The sequence below is a fragment of the Leptolyngbya sp. CCNP1308 genome, from assembly GCF_034932455.1.
In the GTDB taxonomy this organism is placed as follows: Bacteria; Cyanobacteriota; Cyanobacteriia; order Phormidesmidales; family Phormidesmidaceae; genus Nodosilinea.
The window spans coordinates 102614-125012 of record NZ_JAYGIH010000075.1; the positions used below are offsets into that span (position 1 = coordinate 102614).

19 protein-coding genes are annotated in these 22399 nt (G+C 56.6%); 5 read left to right on the forward strand and 14 right to left on the reverse strand.

From position 1 onward, the window contains the following. Positions 1–130 precede the first annotated feature (130 nt). The 6 genes from VB780_RS20715 to VB780_RS20740 all read right to left on the reverse strand — a co-directional run bounded on the left by VB780_RS20715 (position 131) and on the right by VB780_RS20740 (position 5288). Complete coding sequence (locus VB780_RS20715) at positions 131–2041, reverse strand: fumarate reductase/succinate dehydrogenase flavoprotein subunit (RefSeq protein ID WP_323353076.1); 1911 nt, start codon at positions 2039–2041, stop codon at positions 131–133. 550 nt (positions 2042–2591) lie between these two features. Continuing rightward, entirely contained in the window at positions 2592–2852 is a 261-nt protein-coding gene (locus VB780_RS20720; protein ID WP_323353077.1) for a hypothetical protein, read from the reverse strand. Then, on the reverse strand, positions 2853–3071 hold the full coding sequence (locus VB780_RS20725) for a DUF433 domain-containing protein (protein ID WP_323353078.1): 219 nt from the start codon (positions 3069–3071) through the stop codon (positions 2853–2855). Positions 3072–3112: 41 nt separating this feature from the next. Continuing rightward, the gene (locus tag VB780_RS20730) at positions 3113–3259 is read right to left on the reverse strand and encodes a hypothetical protein (protein ID WP_323353079.1); all 147 of its coding nucleotides are present in this window, start codon (positions 3257–3259) and stop codon (positions 3113–3115) included. Positions 3260–3280: 21 nt separating this feature from the next. Further along, positions 3281–3955 (reverse strand): glutathione S-transferase family protein, encoded by a 675-nt coding sequence (locus VB780_RS20735; protein ID WP_323353080.1) that lies wholly within the window; start codon positions 3953–3955, stop codon positions 3281–3283. A 469-nt stretch (positions 3956–4424) separates the two neighbouring features. After that, on the reverse strand, positions 4425–5288 hold the full coding sequence (locus tag VB780_RS20740; RefSeq protein ID WP_323353081.1) for a VanW family protein: 864 nt from the start codon (positions 5286–5288) through the stop codon (positions 4425–4427). Positions 5289–5832: 544 nt separating this feature from the next. On the opposite strand from VB780_RS20740, the gene VB780_RS20745 reads away from it, so the two are divergent. Beyond that, complete coding sequence (locus tag VB780_RS20745) at positions 5833–6081, forward strand: hypothetical protein (RefSeq protein WP_323353082.1); 249 nt, start codon at positions 5833–5835, stop codon at positions 6079–6081. A 367-nt stretch (positions 6082–6448) separates the two neighbouring features. Here the strand turns inward: VB780_RS20745 and VB780_RS20750 are convergent, their stop codons facing one another. The 4 genes from VB780_RS20750 to VB780_RS20765 form a co-directional block, all read right to left on the reverse strand. After that, complete coding sequence (locus tag VB780_RS20750; RefSeq protein ID WP_323353083.1) at positions 6449–7204, reverse strand: succinate dehydrogenase cytochrome b subunit; 756 nt, start codon at positions 7202–7204, stop codon at positions 6449–6451. Beyond that, complete coding sequence (locus tag VB780_RS20755; RefSeq protein ID WP_323353084.1) at positions 7201–8037, reverse strand: SirB1 family protein; 837 nt, start codon at positions 8035–8037, stop codon at positions 7201–7203. Before VB780_RS20755 ends, VB780_RS20750 begins: the two co-directional genes overlap by 4 nt. Further along, complete coding sequence (locus VB780_RS20760) at positions 8038–9585, reverse strand: FAD-binding oxidoreductase (RefSeq protein WP_323353085.1); 1548 nt, start codon at positions 9583–9585, stop codon at positions 8038–8040. 286 nt (positions 9586–9871) lie between these two features. Continuing rightward, a complete protein-coding gene (locus tag VB780_RS20765; protein WP_323353086.1) occupies positions 9872–10276 on the reverse strand; it encodes a hypothetical protein in 405 nt (134 codons plus the stop codon). A gap of 264 nt (positions 10277–10540) precedes the next feature. Between VB780_RS20765 and VB780_RS20770 the strand changes: the two genes are divergently transcribed. Both VB780_RS20770 and VB780_RS20775 read left to right on the forward strand, forming a co-directional pair. Continuing rightward, on the forward strand, positions 10541–12652 hold the full coding sequence (locus VB780_RS20770) for an FAD-dependent oxidoreductase (RefSeq protein ID WP_323353087.1): 2112 nt from the start codon (positions 10541–10543) through the stop codon (positions 12650–12652). 166 nt (positions 12653–12818) lie between these two features. After that, positions 12819–13973 carry an acetamidase/formamidase family protein gene (locus VB780_RS20775; RefSeq protein ID WP_323353088.1) on the forward strand — a complete coding sequence of 385 codons (1155 nt, stop codon included), beginning with the start codon at positions 12819–12821 and terminating at the stop codon, positions 13971–13973. A 199-nt stretch (positions 13974–14172) separates the two neighbouring features. Here VB780_RS20775 and VB780_RS20780 read toward each other — a convergent pair whose 3' ends face one another. From VB780_RS20780 to VB780_RS20790, 3 genes are all read right to left on the reverse strand, one after another. Then, entirely contained in the window at positions 14173–14784 is a 612-nt protein-coding gene (locus tag VB780_RS20780; RefSeq protein WP_323353089.1) for a heme-copper oxidase subunit III, read from the reverse strand. Between the two features lie 164 nt (positions 14785–14948). Next, positions 14949–16625, reverse strand: coding sequence for a cytochrome c oxidase subunit I (gene ctaD / locus VB780_RS20785; protein WP_323353090.1), 1677 nt, complete (start codon positions 16623–16625; stop codon positions 14949–14951). Positions 16626–16841: 216 nt separating this feature from the next. Beyond that, positions 16842–17840 carry a cytochrome c oxidase subunit II gene (locus tag VB780_RS20790; RefSeq protein ID WP_323353091.1) on the reverse strand — a complete coding sequence of 333 codons (999 nt, stop codon included), beginning with the start codon at positions 17838–17840 and terminating at the stop codon, positions 16842–16844. 534 nt (positions 17841–18374) lie between these two features. Here VB780_RS20790 and VB780_RS20795 point away from each other — a divergent pair. Next, positions 18375–18650, forward strand: coding sequence for a hypothetical protein (locus VB780_RS20795; protein ID WP_323353092.1), 276 nt, complete (start codon positions 18375–18377; stop codon positions 18648–18650). A 51-nt stretch (positions 18651–18701) separates the two neighbouring features. Continuing rightward, entirely contained in the window at positions 18702–20510 is a 1809-nt protein-coding gene (locus tag VB780_RS20800; protein ID WP_323353093.1) for a diguanylate cyclase, read from the forward strand. A gap of 69 nt (positions 20511–20579) precedes the next feature. On the opposite strand, the gene VB780_RS20805 is transcribed toward VB780_RS20800, so the two are convergent. Further along, entirely contained in the window at positions 20580–21563 is a 984-nt protein-coding gene (locus tag VB780_RS20805) for an RNA polymerase sigma factor, RpoD/SigA family (protein WP_323353094.1), read from the reverse strand. Positions 21564–22399: the final 836 nt, after the last annotated feature.

A 22399-nucleotide genomic window follows, 5' to 3' on the forward strand; every position in this document is an offset into this window, starting at 1 on the left:
TAAATCGTTTCAAAAATCGTTATTTCCTCCAAATTTATTTGGTTTGGTGTGAGTATTTTTTTATTGTCAATTACTCCTAATGACGAATCAAGTATTGTTTGCTGGTGCTGCCTCAGAAGAGTAGAAGGTTTTACTTATAGCTGCGTTGGGTGAGCTGCACGTTTTCAAAATCGAGGGTTTCGCGGTGCAGTTGGGGCGATCGCCCCTCCCCTGCGTATTCCCACGCTGCCACAAAGGCAAAGTGCTCGTCGTCGCGCTTGGCCTCGCCATCGGGGGTTTGGTACTCTTCGCGAAAGTGCCCGCCGCAGGATTCTTCCCGTTGCAGAGCGTCCCGCGCCATCAGCTCCGCTAGGTCAATAAAGTCGGCCACGCGACCGGCAAACTCCAGGTTTTTGTTGAGGGTGTTGGCCTCGCCGGGGAGTTTGAGGTTCTGCCAGTACTCGGCCCGCAGGTCTTGGATTTGGGCGATCGCACTCTCCAGCCCCTCGCGAGTCCGCGCCATCCCCACGTTGTCCCACGCAATCCGGCCCAGCTCGCGGTGAAACTCCATCACGGTTTTTTCGCCCTGAATGCTCAGCAGCTTGGTAATGCGGGCCTTAGCGCTAGCTTCAGCTTCCCCAAAGGCATCGTCGTCGGTGCTCACGGTGGGCAACGACTGCCCCGCAATGTAGTCGCCCAGCGTGTAGGGAATCACAAAGTAGCCATCCGCCAAGCCCTGCATCAGCGCGCTGGCCCCCAGCCGGTTCGCGCCGTGGTCTGAGAAATTCGCCTCGCCCAGCACAAACAAACCGGGGATCGTGCTCATTAGGTGGTAGTCAACCCACAGTCCGCCCATGGTGTAGTGCACGGCGGGGTAAATGCGCATCGGCGTTTCATAGGGATTTTCGCCCGAAATGCGCTGGTACATGTCGAACAGGTTGCCGTAGCGGGCGGCGATGGTGTCGCGGCCTTGGGCGTTAATGGCATCCCGAAAATCTAAATACACCGCCAGCCCAGTCTCCCCCACGCCGCGCCCCTCATCGGTCATCGCCTTAGAATTGCGCGAGGCTACGTCGCGGGGCACCAGGTTGCCAAAGGCCGGGTAGCGGGTCTCTAAGTAATAGTCGCGCTCCGCGTCGGGAATGTCGTTGGGATGGCGCGTATCCCCAACCTTTAGCGGCACCCACACCCGCCCGTCGTTGCGCAGGCCTTCGCTCATCAGTGTGAGTTTAGATTGATAGTCGCCCGACACCGGAATGCAGGTGGGGTGAATCTGCGTATAACAGGGGTTGGCAAAGTAGGCCCCCCGCCGATGGCAGCGCCAGGCCGCCGTCACGTTGGAATTTTTCGCATTGGTCGACAGGTAATAGACATTGCCATAGCCCCCGGTGCACAGCAGCACCGCATCCCCGGCGTAGCGCTCAAACTCGCCCGTCACCAGGTTGCGCATCACAATGCCCCGCGCCTTGCCGTCGGCCACCACCAGCTCCAGCATTTCGCGGCGGGCATACACCTCGATCTTCCCGGCCTGCACCATGCGCATCATGGCGCTATAGGCTCCGAGGAGTAGTTGCTGCCCGGTCTGTCCTTTGGCGTAGAACGTGCGCGACACCTGGGCACCGCCAAAGGAGCGGTTGTCAAGCAGCCCGCTATATTCCCGCGCGAAGGGTACGCCTTGGGCTACGCACTGGTCGATAATGCCGCTGCTGATCTCCGCTAGCCGATGCACATTGGCTTCGCGCGAGCGGTAGTCGCCGCCTTTGATGGTGTCGTAGAACAGCCGCCACACGCTGTCGCCGTCGTTGGGATAATTCTTTGTCGCGTTGATGCCCCCTTGGGCGGCAATGCTGTGGGCGCGGCGGGGCGAGTCTTGAATGCAAAAGCTTTTGACGTTGTAGCCCAGCTCCGCCAGGGTTGCCGCTGCCGAGGCCCCCGCTAGGCCAGTACCCACGACCAGAATGGTGTGCTTGGCCTTATTTTTGGGGCTGACTAGGCGACAGTGATCTTTGAAGTCGCTCCACTTTTGGTTCAGCGGGCCAGCGGGAATGCGGGGGTCGAGCATAGGGTAGGACAGATGAGGCAAGGATGTGACCTTATTCTAGATCTGTCGCCCCATTCGCGCTGTTAGCTATTTGCAGCCCACCAGTGATCGCCGTACTCTCCCACCGAAATGATCAGCTGAGTTTCCGAATTTGCCAATTCGAAGTATTGATGACCACAGCTACAGACGGCCAAAGATCCTAGTTTTTCTAAGATGTCAGCAATAGAATCTGGCGAACAGCGCCATACATGTCCGTCGTAGTCAGATGATGCATTATGGACGGCATACAAAAGAGCAGGGTACAACCGTGACACCTTCGCTAAGCGATGTACTTCACATACTCTCTCGATGGAACTAGCCACCCTAATCAGACGTAAAGAGAGTTTTTCAGATTCTCGTGGTGCCATTTCGAGCAACACACTATCCCTACCTTTCAATGCTGGAAAAAAGCCTAGGTTCATACGGATAGCTAAGGGTTGAGTTCAGCAGTAGGTGCAGAACAATATTGTAAATTGAGGTACTTGTACAAAACTTATTTGTCCACCGATCGCACTGTTGACTGCCGATTCAATTAAGTCTGTCGATACCTGATTCGTGGCCAACTTGTCGTGTTCAACACGACAATAGCAAGCTTTCTGGCACTCAAATTCTGTTGATGCTGCAAGTTCTGGTCTGTGGTCACAAAGACTTCAAAGCCTTCCACCTCAGCCGCATCGAGTAATTCACCATCGCAAAGCTTAGCCCAATCTTTTTCGTAGGCGGTGACAACCTCATGGCCAATCAGGAAACACCTAAGTGGCACAGGAGAGCCCTGGTCAAACAGAATACGCATTTAAGCAGCCGCTGCACTTCGAGCTACGTGCTCAAGAACTGCTCGTACCTGCTGAATGGTCACACCAGGGAACCACTCAACAAATTCTTCGGCATTACTACCGTCCTCTAGGTTCTCAAATAGGGCAGACACGGCAATGCGAGTGCCGCTAAAAAGCCAAGCACCGCTAACTCTTTTTGGGTCTCGTTCAACGGCTGGGCAAGTAGACCAATCGATCATGGTTTTATTAGATGCATTGTCATACCACTATTCTATCCCCGCTATTTGCCCAAGGCATTGCCCTGGTGCGGGTGTGCGCCATGGTTGACTGTAAGTAAGAAGGTAAGGCGGCGCGATCGCGATCGCCCATCAAGCAAGTCTTTTGCCGTCGCCCCATAGACACAATTTAGGACAGGGGATGAAGTCACTGGGCCACTTTAGGCAAACGTTCATCGATCCATGGTTTGCCCAGTGAAAACGGCCAATTGGGCGTCAAAAGCACGCCTGAAGGCGGGCCGCGCTTCGCCGCGGGCGACGTAGGCGGCGAGGGTCGGATATTGCTCCAAAATACCCGAGCCGCCCAGCCTGCGCAGCACCTGCACCATCAGTAGGTCACCGGCGCTGAACACATTGTCGAGCCAATCGGCATCGCTAAGCCGACCGGAAAGGTCATCCAACCGGCTACGGATGCGCTCCTCGACGAGTGGCAGCCGCTCCTCGTACCAGGGCTTGTCGCGCTCCAAATACATCGCGGCTTCGCGCTGAACGATGGTTGGCTCCACTGTGGCGATCGCTGCAAACATCCAGGTGATGGCGCGCGATCGGGCATTGGCATCCTGTGGCAGCAGACCCGCATGGCGCTCTGCAATATGGAGCACGATCGCCCCCGACTCAAACAAGGCGAGATCGCCTTCTTCATAGGTCGGTATTTGCCCAAAGGGATGAAGCGCACGATGGGTAGCTTCCTTCATCGCACTGAATGAAATGAGACGAACGTTATAGGGCTGGCCCACTTCCTCGAGCGCCCAGCGCACGGGCATGTCACGTGCTAGCCCCTGGCCGCGATCGGGCGACTGTTCAAAGGCGGTAATGGTTGGGATCGTTTGAGAACTCCAGTTGCCCATTTTCCTGCTCCTTGACGGATTATGTGCTTGCTCTCGTTAGTCGAATGACGCAACACAAAATCGACAACCCAGAGAATTTTTCACCGATCGCCAACTGTGAGCCTAACTACGTATTGAGCGTCAAAACTGCTGAATAAGACCTCTCACTAGGTGCTTATTCAATAACTTTTAGGTTTGCAATCTGCAAAGCATCTGTGACCCCGATAGATTGGGGAGGTAATAGCGAGGTTTGTTGGCCGGGAAAAGTTGGTTGAGAGTGAATATGTGTTGGGTTTCACGCGCTCAACCTAACCTACAGCGGAGAATGCGATCGCTCTGTAAGTAAGAGGTAATGAAGGGCGATCGCCCTCACTATGAGCCTTAGACCAGCACCCTACCAATACGGTTCAGATCAGGTGATGGTAGTATCGGTCTGCACTTTGCCACCAATAGCTTCCATAAATGATAGCCTCGCTTTCACAGGCATTGCTCACACTATCTTATCGATCTTACCAGTGGTCTCCAAACTGCTGTCAGTACAGGGTTTATAAACACTAATGGCGCGGTAATCGAGTCGCCATGAAAGTTCTTCAGGTATGTTTTTCGATTTAGTCTTTGCCCTCGAACTGTCCGCCCGATCGCGCACAGATCGTCGAGTTTCAACGATCCAACCAGAAATGTTGGTTGTTGAGTTAGTCATTGAAGGAGATAACAACTCTCGCAAAACTACAGAGTCAACTTTAACCTTCCAGGGGCAAGGAGACTGCCCCCATAAGCTAGAGACCACTTGACCTGTCTCCGGCAGTACTTGTAAGCGCAACTGTAGTGCTATAGCACTGTTATTCCGGACGATCAAATCTTTATAGCCATAGGAGATTGAGGCATCTTGACCAAGCTGGTAGAAGCGATCATCTCCATAAGCATCGATGCTATGGCAATGTCGCTCTAGAATTTGGCAACCTGAAACCAAAAACGTATTAAATAGGTTGGTAGCAATTAAGCATAATCCGCCACCAACCCCCGTCTGCACTTGACCACGCACAAACACGGGGCCTGCCTTAAATCCATTACTTAAGGTTGGGTCGCCTACGCGATTACAGAAGCTGAAGATTTGCCCAGGATTAAGTTGAAGTTGGTGAATTTTGCTTGCAGCCAGTTGCAGGTTTAAGACACGATTTTCCCGAATTTCTGGACTGCCACGATTTGGAATGACTGTGACGGAATCACACCATAAATGAGAGTAAAGATATGACCGATGGGGAGTTTGTTGATGAGCATAGAAAAAAGGGTATCCACGAAGCAGGCTCCTAGCGTGCTTGAGTCCAATACGCAGAGGTCGTTTCCATTCTTTCAAAACGGCGGCTCCTTTATTGATGTATCCGACATATTTGATAGAGATCGAGCAATTCCGTTTCTATTTCTAGAATGAAAATTAAATTTAGAGAGCAACTTTCTGTCAATACCCCTATCTGGTAAATTGGGTGGGAATTTGGCTATATGATACCCCTGCGGGGGCAATTATGCTGAAATACGTCACCTGGTTGCCCTATGTGGCGTGTTAGATAGGGAAGCTCAGTATAATTACCCTTTTGTTGCAACCTGCAATCTTTCAACTTTCCTTTACAGATCAGCTCTCCTCCACGGTTGACTCAGAGCGATCGCATCAGTACACTCATTCATTAAGCCGTTTGAGCAGAACGGTGACCACACAGAACTCGAGAATCTTGGCGCTGTCCGCAGGTGTTCTCAGCACCTACGAACAGCTAACCCCGCAAGTCTCTCTAGCAGATTGCGAGGCTAGGCTCATCGTACCCTAGCCCCCTCAGTTTGCACTTCAGCTGCGGGTGGCTGGGGTTTTCGCGTTCTGTCTTCCTCAACCAAAACTGGAGACAGAACCCATGTTTGAATACCTCGAACCCGACGCCTCTGGCGCGTCAAATCTTCCGCCTGCCCAGCCTGCTAAATCACATCCTCGTCCTGAGAAGGTGCGCCATATGCTCTATGGCAGCTTGGCAGGCATAGACCGCACTATCAAAATCCTCCACTCCTACAGCTACGCCGACCCCAACGACTGGAGCGACCCCATCCCCACCGACCAACCCAACCAGTGGATGGTAATACTCACCAAGATCTTGCTGATTGAGTAGTTTCTGTCAACGAAATCGGGGGGCTGCTGTTTTTGCGCAGTCTGGCTATAGACACCCGGTTGCTAATCGCAAACTGGCACGGTAGGTAGGGTGGGCAATGCCCACCACCCTACACATTCACTCACCACCAGAACCTTCCATCCAAATCCCTGGTGAGATAGGGAGGTGGAAGGTGGGCCGTTCCCACCCTACTGGTGGTAGAGCCTCGCCAGATTGATACCCAGGCAGAGCCTGGGCACCAGGAATCACAGCCTGGTAACAAGCAATCACAGCCCGGTGATAAGCAAGTGCAGGCCAACGCGAAGCAAGCACTAGCAATTTTCTCCGGAGAAGCTTCGCATTGGCGAAGCGAGTCCGCAGTTTACACCTAGCCCACCCAACCCAAATAGATCGCCCAGGGCAGTAGCAAAAAGCCGATCGCAATTCCCCCCGCGATCGCCCCGCTTGCCCCATAGGCCAGAGGCCGAATGCCTCGATGCAGCAGCCCGATCGATTGCAGCGCGCTCCACAGGCCGTGGCGCAGGTGCGAACCCAGCAGCAGCAAAATGACGCTGTAGCCCACCACGTAGGGCAGCCGATGAAAATCTTCGATCACCAGGCGGGCCAGGTCGCGCACGGTTTCACCGTCGAGCTGGGTGATGTAATAAGTGCCAAATCTAAAGGTGCGCAGGTGAAACACCAAAAACACCGCCAGCACCGAGCCGGTGACAATCATGGTGCGCGAACTGAGAGTTTGGTAGCTGGGGCCGCCCGCCGACTGGTAGGTGCTGTAGCCCACGGGCCGCGCTTTTCGTTTGCGCCAAAAAATCTCAATGCCAACCCAGGCGTGGAGCACCACGATCGCCGTCAGCGCCAGCTCAAATGCATAGTAGACAACGCCAAAGTTGCTCACCAGCAGGGCGTAGGCATTGTAGGCATCGCTGCCGATAAACAGCAGCAGGTTGCCTACCATATGGGCCAGCACGAAAGCCACCAGAGCTAACCCCGTCGCGCCGGTAATTAGCTTTTTGCCTAGAGACGAGCGGTAAAACCGCAGCAGCGGCGAGGCGGGGGGTGGGGTTTCAGCGTCGGTTTCAGCGTTAGCTTTTGGGGCTTTTGCTGGGGCTTTAAGGGTGTTGGTCATGGTTCATCCTGCACGCGCTCGATTTGCTCAATCACCCGGCGAATTTCAAAGGCATCGGCGGCGTCGGGATGCTGGTAGAGGTAGCGCTCCAGATCGAGCTGGGCCTTATCGAGCTGCCCCTGCTGGTAGTGAATCAGGCCGCGATCGCGCCACTCGCCCACGGCCTGGGGGCAAATGAGCAAAATTCGGTTGATGGCGTTTAGCGCCTTCGGCACATCTCTCTTTTGCAGATAGATCAGCTTGAGGTTGGTCAGCATGCGCACCAAAAACGTGCTCGGCGCAACGGAAACCAAGTGCTGAGGCTCAAGCTGGGCCGAGTCGCCAAACATCTGCTTGATGCGATCGCGGCAGTCGTGCTCAAACATCACCTCGCCCTGGTGAAAGGGGTCAACAAACACATTCATGCCCTCCACCGTGGGGCGAATTAAGAAATGCCCCGGCAGGCTCACCCCCGCCATGGGGAAGCCAATGCGCTGAGCCAGCTCTAGATACACCAGCGATAGGGTGATGGGAATGCCCACCCGCCGATCGAGCACCTCATTGAGAAAGCTGTTGCGGGGGTCGTAGTAGTCGATGCTGTTGCCGCGAAAGTTGAGGTCAGCAAACAGATAGTCGTTGATGGCGCGAATGATTTTGAGCGGGTAGCGATCTGCTGGCAGCCGCTGGTGCAGGGTGTCGGCCATGCGATCGAGCATCGCCAGGTAGTCGTCCACCACCAGGTGGGGGTAGTCTTCTTGAGCCATGAACAGCGCCGCTCGGGCCAGACTCACCTGGTCGGTCGGCCGTTGCAGCTCTTGGTAAAGGCGTTCCTGAGGCAGTGCAGAATGGGTCATTTAAGCGTCGTAATCCTTTCCGCTGCCGTAGAACAGCCTATCTTGCCACTGATGACTATAGTATCGCGGTACTGGGGGCAGTGAATCAATCACTGGACTCAGGGCGCGGGCCAGAGGTTCCAGAGCGCTGTATCCTGCCAGGCTGCCATAGTGCCCCAGCCAGCTCACCAAAGCCCCAATTCCCACCTGGGGAATAATTTTGGCCACCAGCCCCGGATATTTAAGGGATGTTACAGCCAGGGTTTTGGCCAGAGCCGAAAACTGCACCACATCCTGCAAAAAGGGCTTGAGGGTGGGCTCGCCCAGCTCGGCCATGGCGGCAAAAATTGCCGTCAGCATGCGGTTGATGTGCTGCTCCGAGAGTTTCTGGTCAACCCCCACGCTCATCGATTTTTGGAACAGCCAGGTGACTGATAGGTTGGGCTGGTAGGGTTGGAGTGCTCCCAGGGCGGTGGCGTCGAGGCGATCGCACCCCAGCGCCTCATCAATGCCCGTCACCAACCGCTCCAGGTGGCGAATCATTGCCCCAAAGCCGCCAAAGCTCAGGGGCGACTGGCTACCGCTGCTGTCGCCCACCGCCAGGGTGCGCCCCCACGGGTACCGCAGCGGGCTGTTTCTATAGCAGGGAAAGAAGCCAAACAGCGCCCGTTTGACCTGCAAATCTTCCAGGTTCACCCCTTGATACTCCGGCAGCAGCCTCCAGTACTCTTCAAAAAACTCCGTCAGGCTCAGCCGCCGGGGGTCGGCATCCATATAGGTGAACATATAAGTGGTGCGCCCATCCCGCGCTGGAAACGCCTCCCAAAAGTACTGGCACTGGTGCTGTAGGGGGGTAAACGACGCGATCAAATCCCCGGTGTCGTTTTGGGGATAGCCCTGGGCGCAGGTACCCACCACCAGGCACACCGCATCGGGCTTGGCCGCACCCCGCGCCTGGCGCACCAGGGGCGAAAAGTGGCCCATGGCGTCGATCAGCAGGCGGGTTGTAAAGGGTTTCTCAGCCTTCACCACCACGCCGTCGGGGTGCACCCAGGCGGTGTCGAAGGCGGTGTGCTCAAACAGCTGGCCCCCGGCAGCTAAGAACTTGGCCTTGAGGCGTTCTAGCAGACCTTGAGGATCTACCCCCACATTCAGCACGTCCTCAACCCACAGCGGCTCACCCTCGCCAAACTGAATGCGGGCCGGGTTATATTCCGAGGCAATCACTACGTCTAATTCTGGCGCTGTCAGCAGTCCCAGTTCGGTCAGGGCCGCCAGCTCGCGGCGAGAGATGTTCCACTCTTGCTGCCGCCCCTGCAAAATGCCGCGTTCTAGCAGGGCCACGCGCCAGCCCCGTTGCGCCAGCCCGGCCCCCACCAGCACGCCCAGGGTGCCGCCGCAGATCACCACATCCCAATCGACCGACTCCAGCGGCGTGGCGGCCTGGTGGATGACATGAGCCTCGGGCAGGGTGCCGTTGCGATAGTCGAGCCACAGCTCATCAGCTCGCCTCAGGCCCGTGAGGGGGTCGCCCGGCAGACCCGCAAGCATGTGTTCAGTCAGCGTCATAACCAAAGCTTAGGCGACTCCTCTCAGCATAGGTCAATGTCCTCATACGAATTCTGTCTGCCTTGGGACATAGGCAAAACACCGGCCCCATCCTAGGGAGCTTTCTAGAAAGATCCCCGCTTTATCCGGCGGCTGTAGCCACCGTAGGGTGGGCACTGCCCACCATTGATTAGAAATAATGAGAAAGTTTTCCAGAAGACACTTAAAAAAGCAGCTCCAATGTTGGAGCTGCTAGGGAGCAAATCAGCGAAACATGATTCAGCAAATCTGAAAAGGTCTGACTTCTCTATTGGCCAAAGAAGCTCTTCACCGAATCCACAATGCCTTCGCCGGTATCTTGGGCAGCATCAGCGGCGTTTTCTACAGCACCCTGGGCGCGGCCAACGTCTTTTTGAGCACGGCCTTGAACCTGATTGCCAATGCCATCGGTGCCGCCAGTCACTTTGTTAACCTGGCGCTGCACTTGACCAACACCTTCTTGGGCGCGGCCTTCGAGTTGGTTGGCGGTGCCGGAGCCAGCTTTGCGGTCCAGCTCACGTTCGGCTCGCTGCTGCACAATGTCGCCCGCTTCGTTGCCCAGAGCGCTGGCCGGAGCACTAAAGCCAAACAGCAGGCCAGAACCAATTACCAAAGTAGCCAGGCCCACGCAAAAAATGCGCTGAAGCTGAGCTGCGATCGCATGAACAGTCATAAAAAATCTCCTGAAGAAAGCTGCACTTACAGGTAAGTAATAAGTGCCTGTGTTGCTTCAGTTATAGGCCGGGCAACCACCGCCTAGAATCACCCAGCAGACAGACATGGCTTGAATAGATAGGTACAGATTGAGCCTGGGTTGCCTCCAGCTCGGGCCAACATTCTGGTGAATAAATATTCATGTCGGTTAGAGGGGTACCCCTAGCGCTCTAACCGCTGCCTTGCCCTAAAATCGTTGCACCCTAGAGACTGATCCGCCGCTATGTCTAACGCCTCTAACCCCATCACCCAACGGAATGGCGTCTTTTCGGAGGGAGCCTTTACCCGCCCTGCCTCTGGCGCAGCGTTGACCTGCTCCATTCTGGTGGTGGGGGGCTCAACGGCGGCCTACACTACGGCGCTGACCGCTTTAAGGCTCAATCTAGACGTGTGTTTGGTACAGCCTCACCGGGTTGTGGGGGGCCAGTTCACCGCCCAGGGGCTGCCCGCCTCCGACGACGGTGACCTGCTCCAGGCCAAGGCGACGCTCTACACGGTCGATGGCGAAGAGTATGCGATTTCTAAGGCGCAGCGGGCCTTTCGCGATCGCCAGCGCGAGCTACAGCTCGTGGGCGGCAAAAAGGTGGCCAACCCCGGCGGCGGCTGGGTGAGCCCGCTGGCGACTACGCCCGTGGTGGCGGCCACGGCCATGAATGAGGCGCTACTGCCCTATCTGCGCGACGGTCGCCTCACCCTGATTCCCTTTGCCGAACCGGCCAGGGTGGTGATGGCAACGGTGAACGGGCGCTCCAAAGTGCAGGGCGTGGTCTGCCGCGACACCCAGGCGGGCCACACCTTCACCGTCGACGCCAAAGTCACCGTCGAAGCCACTGACCTGGGAGATTTGCTAGAGGTCGGCAATATCCCCTCCCGCGTGGGTCAGGAGGCCCGCCACGAAACTGGCGAGGCGATTTTGCCCGAAGATGCCCGGCCCCAGTGCCAGCAGTCGATCACCTTTGATGTAGTGGTCGAGCACACCGCCCGGGGCAAAGGGGTGCCCATCGGCAAGCCCAACGGGTTTGAAACCGAGGGGTGGATCGGCCTGAAGGAATTCACCAGCAATTTTTGGACTAAGGCTAAGCCCGACAAATGGCAAAAGTGGGACTTCTTTAGCGATTTCGGCATCTTTCGCTATCGGCGGCTGCTCAGGTCGCACACCCACGAGAAAAAGGTCGCCCCTGGCGATGTGGCCGTGCTCAACTGGGGCACCTCTAGCGAGCCCGATCGCGCCTTTTGCTGCGGCAACGACTACCGCCCCGGTCGGCTGGTGGGTGTCAGCCGCGAAGAGCGGGCGCTGCACATTAAGCGGGCCAGGCAGCGGGCGCGGGCCTACGTCCACTACCTGCAAACCCACGGGGCCGCCGACCTCAAACCTCGCGGCGACCTCACCTGGACTAGCGACGGCATTGCCCTAGAGCCTTACATTCGCGAAGCCCGGCGCGGCATCGCCCTCACCACTGTGCGCCACGAAGACGTGGCCGAAACCTTTTTTCCCGACCAGGCGCGGGCGCGGTGCTTCGATGACTCGGTGGGCATTGGCCAGTATCACTATATGGATCTGCACGGCAACGACGCCAAGGGCCACGTCAGCCCCAGGGGCAAAGATGTAGTGGCTCTACCCTTTAGCCTGCCCCTCAGCTCCCTTGTACCGAAGGATACCGATGGCCTGGTGCTGTCGGCCAAGAGCCTGGGCACCACCCACATTACCAACGCCGCCTACCGCATGCACCCGATGGAGTGGGCGATCGGCGAAGCCAGCGGCTTTCTGGCGGTGTTTGCGGTGTGGACGGGGCTTGATCCTCGCCAACTGGCCACTGAAGAGCCCCACATTCGCAAGATCCAGGGCTTCATGGCCCGCAACGGTATCCCGATCTTTTGGTTCAACGACATCAGCCACGACGATGCCGACTTTGAGGCCATTCAGGTGCTGGCGACGGCAGGTATTGTCCGCAGCGAAAACCCGAAGAATCTCAGCTTTAGGCCCCACGCCCCGGTGAACCGGGCAGTCGTGGCCACGGCGCTGGTCAACGTGCTCAAGCTGCCCACCACCCTGCCTGAGAAGCCGACATTTACCGATGTCCTCCCTGGCAAGCACTGGGCCTACATGCCCATCGAAACCCTCAATGCCCACGGCATGATCGCCGGGGTCGGCAAAGACCGCTTCGCCCCCGATGCCCCCATCACCCGCGAACAGCTCTCGTTTTTGGTCAAGCGGGCCATGCCCGAGGTCTACGACAGGGCCTTTGGCCGCACCCCCATCGATCGCCAAAACCTCCAGCGCCGCGAACTCTCCCGCGTGCTCTACGAAGTGCTAAAGGGCAGGCTGGGGATTTAGCGCCTCCAGCACTGCCTGCAAAAACGGCCGTTTTTTCCTTTTTGGCCGCAAATGTAGGTTGAGAGGTGCTTTTTGCCACAATTTAAGTAATAGACATTACAACGGCAGCGCCTAGAACCCTGTTCACTGAACGTGGTCAATTAAGCGTTTATGGTCAGTTGAGTCTATGAAATTGTTCAAACGCATCAAGCGGCGACAGACCCCTGCCGTTTCTAAGCGGCTGTTGCAGATTGTCAGCGGGGTTGGGGTTTGTTTGCTGGTGGCAACCACATGGTCGTCGTGGTTTTCGCCCGCTGTTGCTCAGTACGAAACCTACGAGGTCAAGTCGGTACCTGGCAACGTGATCTGGGGCGAACTGTTCAAGCCTGACAGCGAGCCGATTTTGACGGTCAAATCGGGCGATCGCATTCGCATGGATACCGTCTCCCACGAAGGCATTTTGGCTGACCAAGGCGACACCGTTGAGTTTCTCACCGGCGGCGGCATCGCAGAATCAGATATTCTGGCCGATCAGCTCACCATTAAGGGCACTGTGACCAAGTCTGGGCCTGGCCCCCACGTCATCACCGGGCCAATCTACGTCGAAGACGCCGAACCGGGCGACGTGCTCGAAATCAGAACCCTCGACATCGACTACCGCGTGCCCTACGGCGTCATCTCTAACCGCCACGGCAAAGGATCCCTACCCGGCGAATATCCTGAAAACGACGAGCCGATTTACACCAAAATCATTCCCATTGACGCTGAGAATGAGATTGGTATTTTTCGGCCCTCCAACGGGCTGCCCGATCTCGAAATTCCCCTCAAGCCCTTCATGGGCGTCATGGGCATCGTGCCCGCCGACCCCGAAGATGCGGTCAACTCGGTACCGCCTGGGCTATACGGCGGCAACATCGACATCAAGCATTTGGGCCGGGGCAGCAGCCTCTATCTGCCGGTGCAGGTGCCAGGGGCGCTGTTCTACTCGGGCGACCCCCACTGCGCCCAGGGCAATGGTGAGGTGGCGCTGACGGCGATCGAGTGCTCGCTGACCCCCACCTTTGAGCTGGTGCTGCACAAAGGCATGGAGCTGCCCGCTCCTATGGGCGAAACCGCTGACTCCTGGATTGCGGTAGGCCTCGACGTTGACCTCAACGAAGCCATGAAGAAATCGGTCCGCGAATACCTGCGCATTATGAACGACAAGTACGGCTTCACCAAGGCCGATGCGCTGCTCTACGGCAGCGCCGACATCGACTTCGAGGTGTCTCAGGTGGTGGATATCGTCAAGGGCATCCATGGGGTGATTCCCAAGGACCGCTTCACCGTTCTAGAGAAGTAACACGTGTAAAGCAACTTATCCCAAATCCGAATCGTACAATCCCGATTTCGAACAGGCGGCTTCCTTAGGGGCAAACGGTGTTTGCCCAGCCCAACCGGGGCTAGCCAAGGCGGATTCAGGATCAGACGGTAAGGGACAGCGCAAAAAAGAACCCCGGCTTCTCAAGAAGTCGGGGTTCTGCGGTTTAGGGAAAATTGGTCTAGATCAGCGTCAGCAGATAGATCAGGCTAAACAGCACAATCCACACCACGTCTACAAAGTGCCAGTAGATCTCGGCCATCTCGGGGCCGGTGTGGGTGATGTCGCTGTAGTGGTTGGCGCGGCGCGATCGCCACAGCACCCCCAAAATCAGCACCAGCCCGATAAACACGTGCAGACCGTGAAAGCCCGTCAGTAGATAAAAGCAGTTGCTAAACAGGTTGGTCTTCAGCCCGTAGCCCAGGTTCATATACTCATACACCTGGCCCGCCAAAAACACTGCCCCCATGGCGGCGGTAATGCCAAACCACTTGCGCATTCCCCCTAGGTCGTTCTTTTTAATCGCCTTGGTGCCCAGGTTGATCACCAAACTGCTCGACACCAGAATCAGCGTATTCACCGCTGGCAGCAGCAGTTCCACCTCGGTTTCCTTAGGCGGCCACTCAGCTTTGCTGCCCCAAAACACGAGGAATACGGCAAAAAAGCCCGCAAACATCAAAAATTCTGAGCATAGAAATGTAATCAGGCCGAGCACCCGCAAATCCTGGTGCTCTTCATGGGCCGACACCTCATGGCCTGTGGCCACGGGGGTAGAGTCAATTGCGCCTTGCATAGGGTATCACCGAGGTAAAGGGCGGGTGGATGGGTGGGGAAGATGCGGAAATGAGGGGAGAGGGTGCGATCGCCCATGCTGAGAGGGGGCTGGGGCGATCGCCTTGGGAAACCGGGCTAAATCGGATCTTTTTCATCCAGGGTAAACGGTGGGCATTGCCCACCCTACGATCGCGGCGTCGGCAGGGGTTCTCCCGCTGGGCCAACTTGGTCGGCTTGCTCCATTCCGTAGGCGTAGGGGCCGTGGGTGAGCACCGGCAGCACCTCCCAATTTTCGATGATGGGGGGCGAGTCTGTAGTCCACTCCATGGTCATGGCATTCCAGGGGTTGGGGCCAGCTTTCTTGCCCTTCATCCAGCTCCAGATCACATTGAAGTAAAACGGGATCACCGACACCGCCAGAATGTAGGCCCCCACCGTCACCAACTGGTTCAGCCCGGCAAACTGCGGGTCATACATCGCTACCCGGCGAGGCATCCCCTGCATACCCAGGTTGTGCATCGGGGTAAAGGTGAGGATGGTGCCAATAAATGTCAGCACAAAATGCACCTTGCCCAGGGGCTCGTTCAGCATGCGCCCGGTGATTTTAGGAAACCAGTGGTAAATTCCCGAGTAAATGCCAAACACCGAGCCGCCGTACAGCACGTAGTGAAAGTGGCCCACCACGTAGTAAGTGTCGTGCACGTGAATGTCAAAGGGAGCCGCCCCCAGGGTGACGCCGCTGAGGCCGCCAAACACAAACATCGACAGCAGCCCCACCGCAAACAGCATGGCGGTCGTATAGCGAATTTTGCCGCCCCACAGCGTCGCCACCCAGCTAAAGATTTTGATCCCCGTGGGCACCGCCACAATCAGCGTCGAGATGGTGAAGAAGATCCGCATCCAGGGAGCGGTGCCGCTGGTGAACATGTGGTGTACCCACACAAACAGCCCCACCAGGCAAATGGTGAGGGACGAGTAGGCGATCGCCTTATAGCCAAAGATCGGCTTGCGGGCGTGCACCGGAATCACCTCCGACATAATGCCAAAAATTGGCAAAATCATCAGATACACCGCCGGGTGCGAGTAAAACCAAAACAGGTGCTGATACACCACCACGTTGCCGCCCGCATCGGGCTTAAAGAACGAGGTGCCAAAGTTGATGTCAAACAGCAGCAGCACCATCGCCGCCGCCAGCACTGGCGTCGCAAACAGCGCCAAAACAGAGGTGGCTACCATGGCCCAGCAGAACAGCGGCATCTGATCCCAGGCCATACTGGGCACCCGCATCTTCCAGATGGTGACCAAGAAGTTCACCGACCCCAAGATGGAGGAGGTACCCACCATAATTAGAGCCACACACCAGAGGGTCTGGGGCAGATTGGCCGTAATCTCGCTTAGAGGCGGATACGACGTCCACCCCGCCTGAGCGCCGCCGCCAAAGAAAAAGCTAGCCGCCAGCAGCGCCCCCGCCGGAGGGTTAAGCCAAAAGGCTATGGCGTTGAGCTTGGGGAACGCCATATCCCGCGCCCCAATCATCAGCGGAATCAGGTAGTTGCCAAACCCCCCGATCGCCGCCGGCACAATCCACAGGAAGATCATGATCGTGCCGTGGTTGGTCAAAAAGGCGTTGTAAAGGTCGGGGCTGAGAAAGTCTGAGTCGGGGGTCGCCAGTTCGGTGCGCATTAGCACCGCCATAAAGCCGCCCACCAGGTAAAACAAAAACGACGTCACCAGGTACTGAATGCCAATCACCTTGTGATCGACGTTAAAGGTGAAATAGTCGTACCACTTCCACTTGTCCGGATGGCCGTGGCCACCCTGAACCTCGGGGGGTTTCATTGAAACATCTGCTTGAGCCATAGATCGTTTGCTAATGAGGGCTATAAAAACTGCGGATGTAGCGGCTTATGGGTCTGTCAATCCACAACTGGGAAGTCTTATCGTCCTGTAGGTTGGTTGAAACGGCATGTAGCCCAACAGCGGTTGACTCTGTTGGGTTCCACTGGCGCTCTACCCAACCTACAAATTAACGCTTGAACCCAGCCCGAGACCGTCCGGGGCAAACCCAGATTGGCGTTAGTGATGCATGGAGCTGGATTGGGCGATCTGAACCGGAGATTTTGCTAGATCTGGGGCAATTTCTGCCAAATACTCGGCATCGGTGGCATTTATTGCGGGTTGAGCCACGGTAGTTGTCGGCGTAGCTTCAGCCACCCGGCTGGCTACCCAGTCGGCGTAGTCTTCAGGAGATTGCACAATCACCTGGGTGCGCATGCCGCCGTGGTAGGCCCCACATAGCTCGGCACAGACGACGGGGTAGGTGCCCTCGCGGGTAGCCACAAAGCGCAGTTCAGCAGGCTCACCGGGCAAGGCGTCTTGCTTCAGGCGAAACTGAGGCACCCAAAAGGAGTGAATCACATCCTTCGCTTCGATCAGTAGCTGCACATCTTGACCCACGGGGATGTGCAGTTCGCCATCGACAATGCCCGTGCCAGGGTAGGTAAAGATCCAGGCGTACTGCATGCCGGTAACGTTTACCGTCACGTCTGGTGAGTTCATTGACCCTAGAGGGCTGGCCCCAAAGCCATAGACCTGGGTTTTGCCAAAGACGGTGTCATCGTCAACGCCCTGGGCCAGTAGTAGGGGGGCCACATCGATCACCGACTTTTGTGGGGCCATAGCCACCATGGCACCGTGGCCGTGGTGGCCACCGGGCGAAAAGCCGCCCATCTCTTGAAACACCACGACGCTATAGAGGCCCAAACCCACCACAATTACAGCGGGAATGGCGGTCCAAAACGCCTCAAGGGGCAGGTTGCCCTCAATGGGCAAACCGTCGGTCTCATCGCCCTTGGGCTGGCGAAAGCGAATCAGCGAATAGACGATCGCTCCCTGCACCACAATGAACAGAGCCGTACCAATGGTCATCATGACGTTAAACAGGTCATCTACTAGGGGAGCCTGCTCCGACGCCTGCTCCGGCAGTAGATTGTGATTTTGCCCCACCCATAGACTGATCAGGGTGACGGCGATACCGAGAACCAGCGTCCAAAAGGGGGCAGGAATTTGTTTCATGGCTACTCTCCTAGGGAGATGTTGCGAAGGATGCAGAACCCAACCTAATGAGAACATGCACCTGGAACGTGCGAATTAACTACCAGGGCTAAAAAATCATCAGCCATGTCTCCTTGCATGCTAAAGGGCAGATCTGGCCTGGCTTCAGAAACTTTTGATTTGCTTCAACTCTGTCATCGGACGGCGGCCTTTTGACGAAGTTTTGTAACCTGCAAGGGCGGTTACGAAACCAGGATTTTAATAAAAAAATTAACTATTTGTCGGGGCTAAGGGCAGACTCTGCCAAAATTCTAGAGAATTACAGCCGCTGGGGGCACGTTTGGGTATCGTGCTGCTTTGGGTCAGGCTTTACCTACAAGGCCTGTAAACCAGAGGATCTTGCCAACCAGAGGGCATTGTCCGCAGCCGAGCATCGAGTTACTTTTTTTTGCAAGCTGGGGGCCGGTTGGGGGGGAGGGCATGCTAAACACACTGCTCGACCGGCGGGCTTAACGAACCGCCGCAGAGCTCTTATCCCCAGGGAGAGATTGCACCATGGACTTTTCGATGGCCTCTAGCCAGCCCGATGTTCGCAAAGAAGCGCTTGTGGCCTTAACGGCCCAGTTTGTTAAGCAGGGCCACCCCCCCAGCTACGCCCAACATATGGCCACTGCCTCCATTTTTCAGGCCGATTTAGAATTGCGCAATGCCCAGTTCAGCCGCCTGATCGCCTGGCTTAAGGAATCCCATGCTGACATTTACCCTGAGGCGCTCGAAATTGCTGAGGCTGTGCGGCAAGAGTTTGAGAAGCGCGTTACCGGGGAGTTTTAGCCAGGGCCGCTCTCGAGGTTGTCTGCTTGCCCCTGCCTGTTCAGCTGAGCTATGACTTTATTTCCCAACCCCGTGGCTAGCTGGCTCAGCAGCGGCGAAGACTTTCTGACCCAGGGCAATTATGCCCAGGCATTGGCGGCCTTTGAACAGGCTCTAGGGCTTGCCCAGCAAAGCTGCAACCCCCAGGCCGAAGTGCTGGCGTTGCAGCGATTGGGCGATGCTCACCTGGGGCAGGGGCAGCCAACGCTCTCGGTGGCGTCGATTCAGCAGGCGATCGCCATTGCCCTAGAGCAACACAACTTCAACGCCCTCTACGAGTGCCATCGGCAGCTGGCCCAGGCCTATAAGTCAATGCATAGCTTTGAGCTGGCCCTGCACCATTTGGAAGCTGCTGACGGTTTGCGAGACAGCTGCGATCGCCCCGCCGCTCCAACTGCCGCTAACGTAGGCCCGGACCCTCTAGACTGGGCGGTCTGCTCCGCCTTGGCAGAGCAGAATAAAGATTCTGTGCTGGTGCTGTTTCGCTCTATGGTCGAGCAGGCCAACTTCGGGGTCGCTATCTTTCAAGACGAGCGCCTGGTCTACGGCAACCCATGCCTGATGCAGTGGGCAGGCTGCGATCCCCAAGATCTTGGGCGACTGACGATGGCAGATCTAATAGCGCTGGCCCCTGAACCGCGCAGTGCTGTCTTGGACGATGTCGGCCCCCAGGAGGGTCAACTGCTGGGCCAGCAGGGGCAGGTGTTAGCCGTTGAAATCTACGCTACTACCCTGGTCTACCGCGATTCGCGCAGCGTTCCGGAACCGACTCGGAACGAGTATCCCTTTGGGAATCGCCCCGCCCTGGTCACCTACCTGCGCGACATCAGCGCCGCGCGGTGTATGGAAGATCGACTCAGGGCTTCGGAAGCCCGCTACCGCAGCCTGATTCACCACGTCCCCATTGGGCTATGCCGATTTAGCCCGGAGGGCCGTCCCCTAGATGCCAACCCGGCTCTGCTAGCTATCTTTGGCTTCAGCGATGTGGCCACCTTTTTAGACGCCAGCCCCCTCCAGCCCAGCAGCCCGGTGATCAATCAAGGGCAACCCCTGCTGTGGAGCGACTACCTAAATCTGCCCAACCCGCTGAAAGATTGCGAAATCAAGCTATCGCACCCCGATGGGCGCTACCTGTGGGTGCGCGTGGTGGCTAGGGCGGTTCGCGAAGCGACCCCTTCGGAAGTCGCCGACTCAAACGGTGCCATTCAGTTCTACGAAGGCGCGGTCGAAGACATCACTGAGATCAAAGCTGCCCAACTGGCTCTAGAGGAGCTGGCCGTGCGGGATTCCCTTACCCATGTATACAACCGCCGCCATTTTATTGATTTAGCCAGCCGCGAAATAGTGCGATCGGCCCGCTTCAACCGCCCGGTTACCCTGCTGATGCTCGACATCGACCACTTCAAGGCGATCAACGACACCTACGGCCATCTTGTGGGGGATGCCGTGCTGCGCGACATTGCCCTGCGGCTCAAGGCCAACCTGCGCCAGAGCGATATTCTGGCCCGCTACGGGGGCGAAGAATTTATCCTGCTGATGCCCGAAACTGACCAGGCCCAGGCCTGGATTGGTGCCGAACGGCTGCGCCGAGTGATCGCGGCTACCCCCTTTGACAGCGACGGTGGCCCCCTTTCGGTGACCGCTAGCGTGGGGCTATCCTGCTGGCCTGCCAGTGCCGACTCCAGTTCTATAACGTCGCTGCCCCACATCAACGACCTAATTAGCAAGGCCGACCAGGCGCTGTACCGAGCTAAGCACTCGGGCCGCAACCAAACCCAGGCCGAAGCCTGGCTCTACAGCGTCAACAGCCAGATCGCCTAGAGCTAAAAAAATGTCCCCAGCTAGGACTTGACGAGCCTAACTGGGGATAGGGTAATGGGTGCAAAGAACCTAGCTGGCGATGTAGCCATGCATAGTGGCCTTGCGTCGGCGCAGGTGTTTGAGCGCTTGCTGCTCGAGCTGGCGCACTCGCTCGCGGCTGATGTTCATACGGGTGCCCACCTTGGCCAGGGATAGCTCGTTGCCGTCTTCGAGGCCGTAGCGCAGGGTAATCACCTCTTTCTGCTGGGGGGTCAGCTCAGACAGCAGATTGCGGATATCTTGCTTTAGCGACTCTTGGGCAGTGAAGGTCTCGGGCGAAATGCCGTCATCTTCCAGCAGCTCTTGCAGCTCGGTATCCTGGTTGTCGCCAATGCGCACATCTAGCGAGATGGGCTGGCGCGCCAGCACCAAAAACTCGCGAATCTGCTTGGGCTCTAGCTCCAGCGCCTCACCAATTTCGTTGGCGTTGGGGCTGCGGCCCAGCTGCTGAGACAGCTCGCGCTGCACCCGTTTGATTTTGTTGAGCTTTTCGGTGATGTGGATGGGCAGGCGAATGGTGCGCGCCTGCTGGGCGATCGCACGGGTAATGGCCTGACGAATCCACCAGTAGGCGTAGGTAGAGAATTTGTAGCCCTTGGTCGGGTCAAATTTCTCAACACCGCGCTCTAGGCCCAGGGTGCCCTCCTGAATGAGGTCTAGAAATTCTAGATTGCGCTTCTGGTACTTTTTGGCGATCGCCACTACCAGGCGCAGGTTGGCCTCAATCATCTTGCGCTTAGCGCGCTCACCCTGACGCAGGGTTTGATTGAGCTTATCTTCGCTGAGATCGGCGGCTGCGGCCCACTCTGCCAAAGTGGGCTCACGGCCTAACGACTCCGTCAGGCTCTCTTTTTGCTCGAGCAGGGCCATATAGGCCTGCACCTGCTTGCCGAAGATGATTTCTTCTTCGTGGGTGAGCAGCGGTACTCGGCCAATCTCATGGAGGTAGGTGCGTACAGCGTCAGCGCTGTAGAGGGGCTTGCTCTTTAGTATGCGGGTCTTTGTTTTAGCCATGAATTAACCTTTTCCTCCACTGACGATGCGGCAAACGCTGAATGCTGAAACCAAAAAACCGAAGCAAAAACAGTTAAGTTAGAAACGCCTGGACTAAATCGCGGAAAGAGACTGGGGTTCTCGGCTGCTACCAGCTCAACACCGGGCCAGGGAAAATATGGTGTGAATAGACTCTGCCCTTTCCTCATCTCTCAACGGTCTGGCAGAACCTGGTTCTACAGTTTTCTTCGCTGACCGTTGGCGATCAGGACTAAATTAATCACTCGCAATGCAGACCTGCCAATCCAACGGTTGCTCAAAGACAATGCCTGCGTAAGCAGTAAGTTGACCAATCGTGCAAAACCTGAAGCGAGCCAAGGGCTGGAATTCTCAAACGAAACTCGAAACCACTATGAGTTTACTCCTCCAGAATATAACAACTTTCTGGTTGCGTAAAGTACTACAGGTGTAGTTATGCGTCTGACGGGGGTAGTGGTCACTTTGTTTCCTGAGTCTCAGGTTAACTAACTGTGGCGGGGCGGTCTGCATCAGATGTTTCAGTTCTAAGCTGGGGTCTGAGGCAGATGTCTTTAAGACCATCTCTATATTCAAGGATCTAGTCACTTCACCCGTGGGGGTTTCCCCCCTGAGAAAACCGAACCTATTGCCCCGAGAGGTGTAGCGGAGAGCTAAAACGTCTCAAACGTTAGGTTACTGAAACGATGTCGCAGGGGTGTGTCGGTGGTATGGCAGCTCTATGGCGGGTCTGGTTGCATACTACAAGCACCTAACCTGCTGGCGCTGGCTTCCCCACACTTCGCCCCAACCTGCTAACGACCGTTCCAAAAACCGGTAGA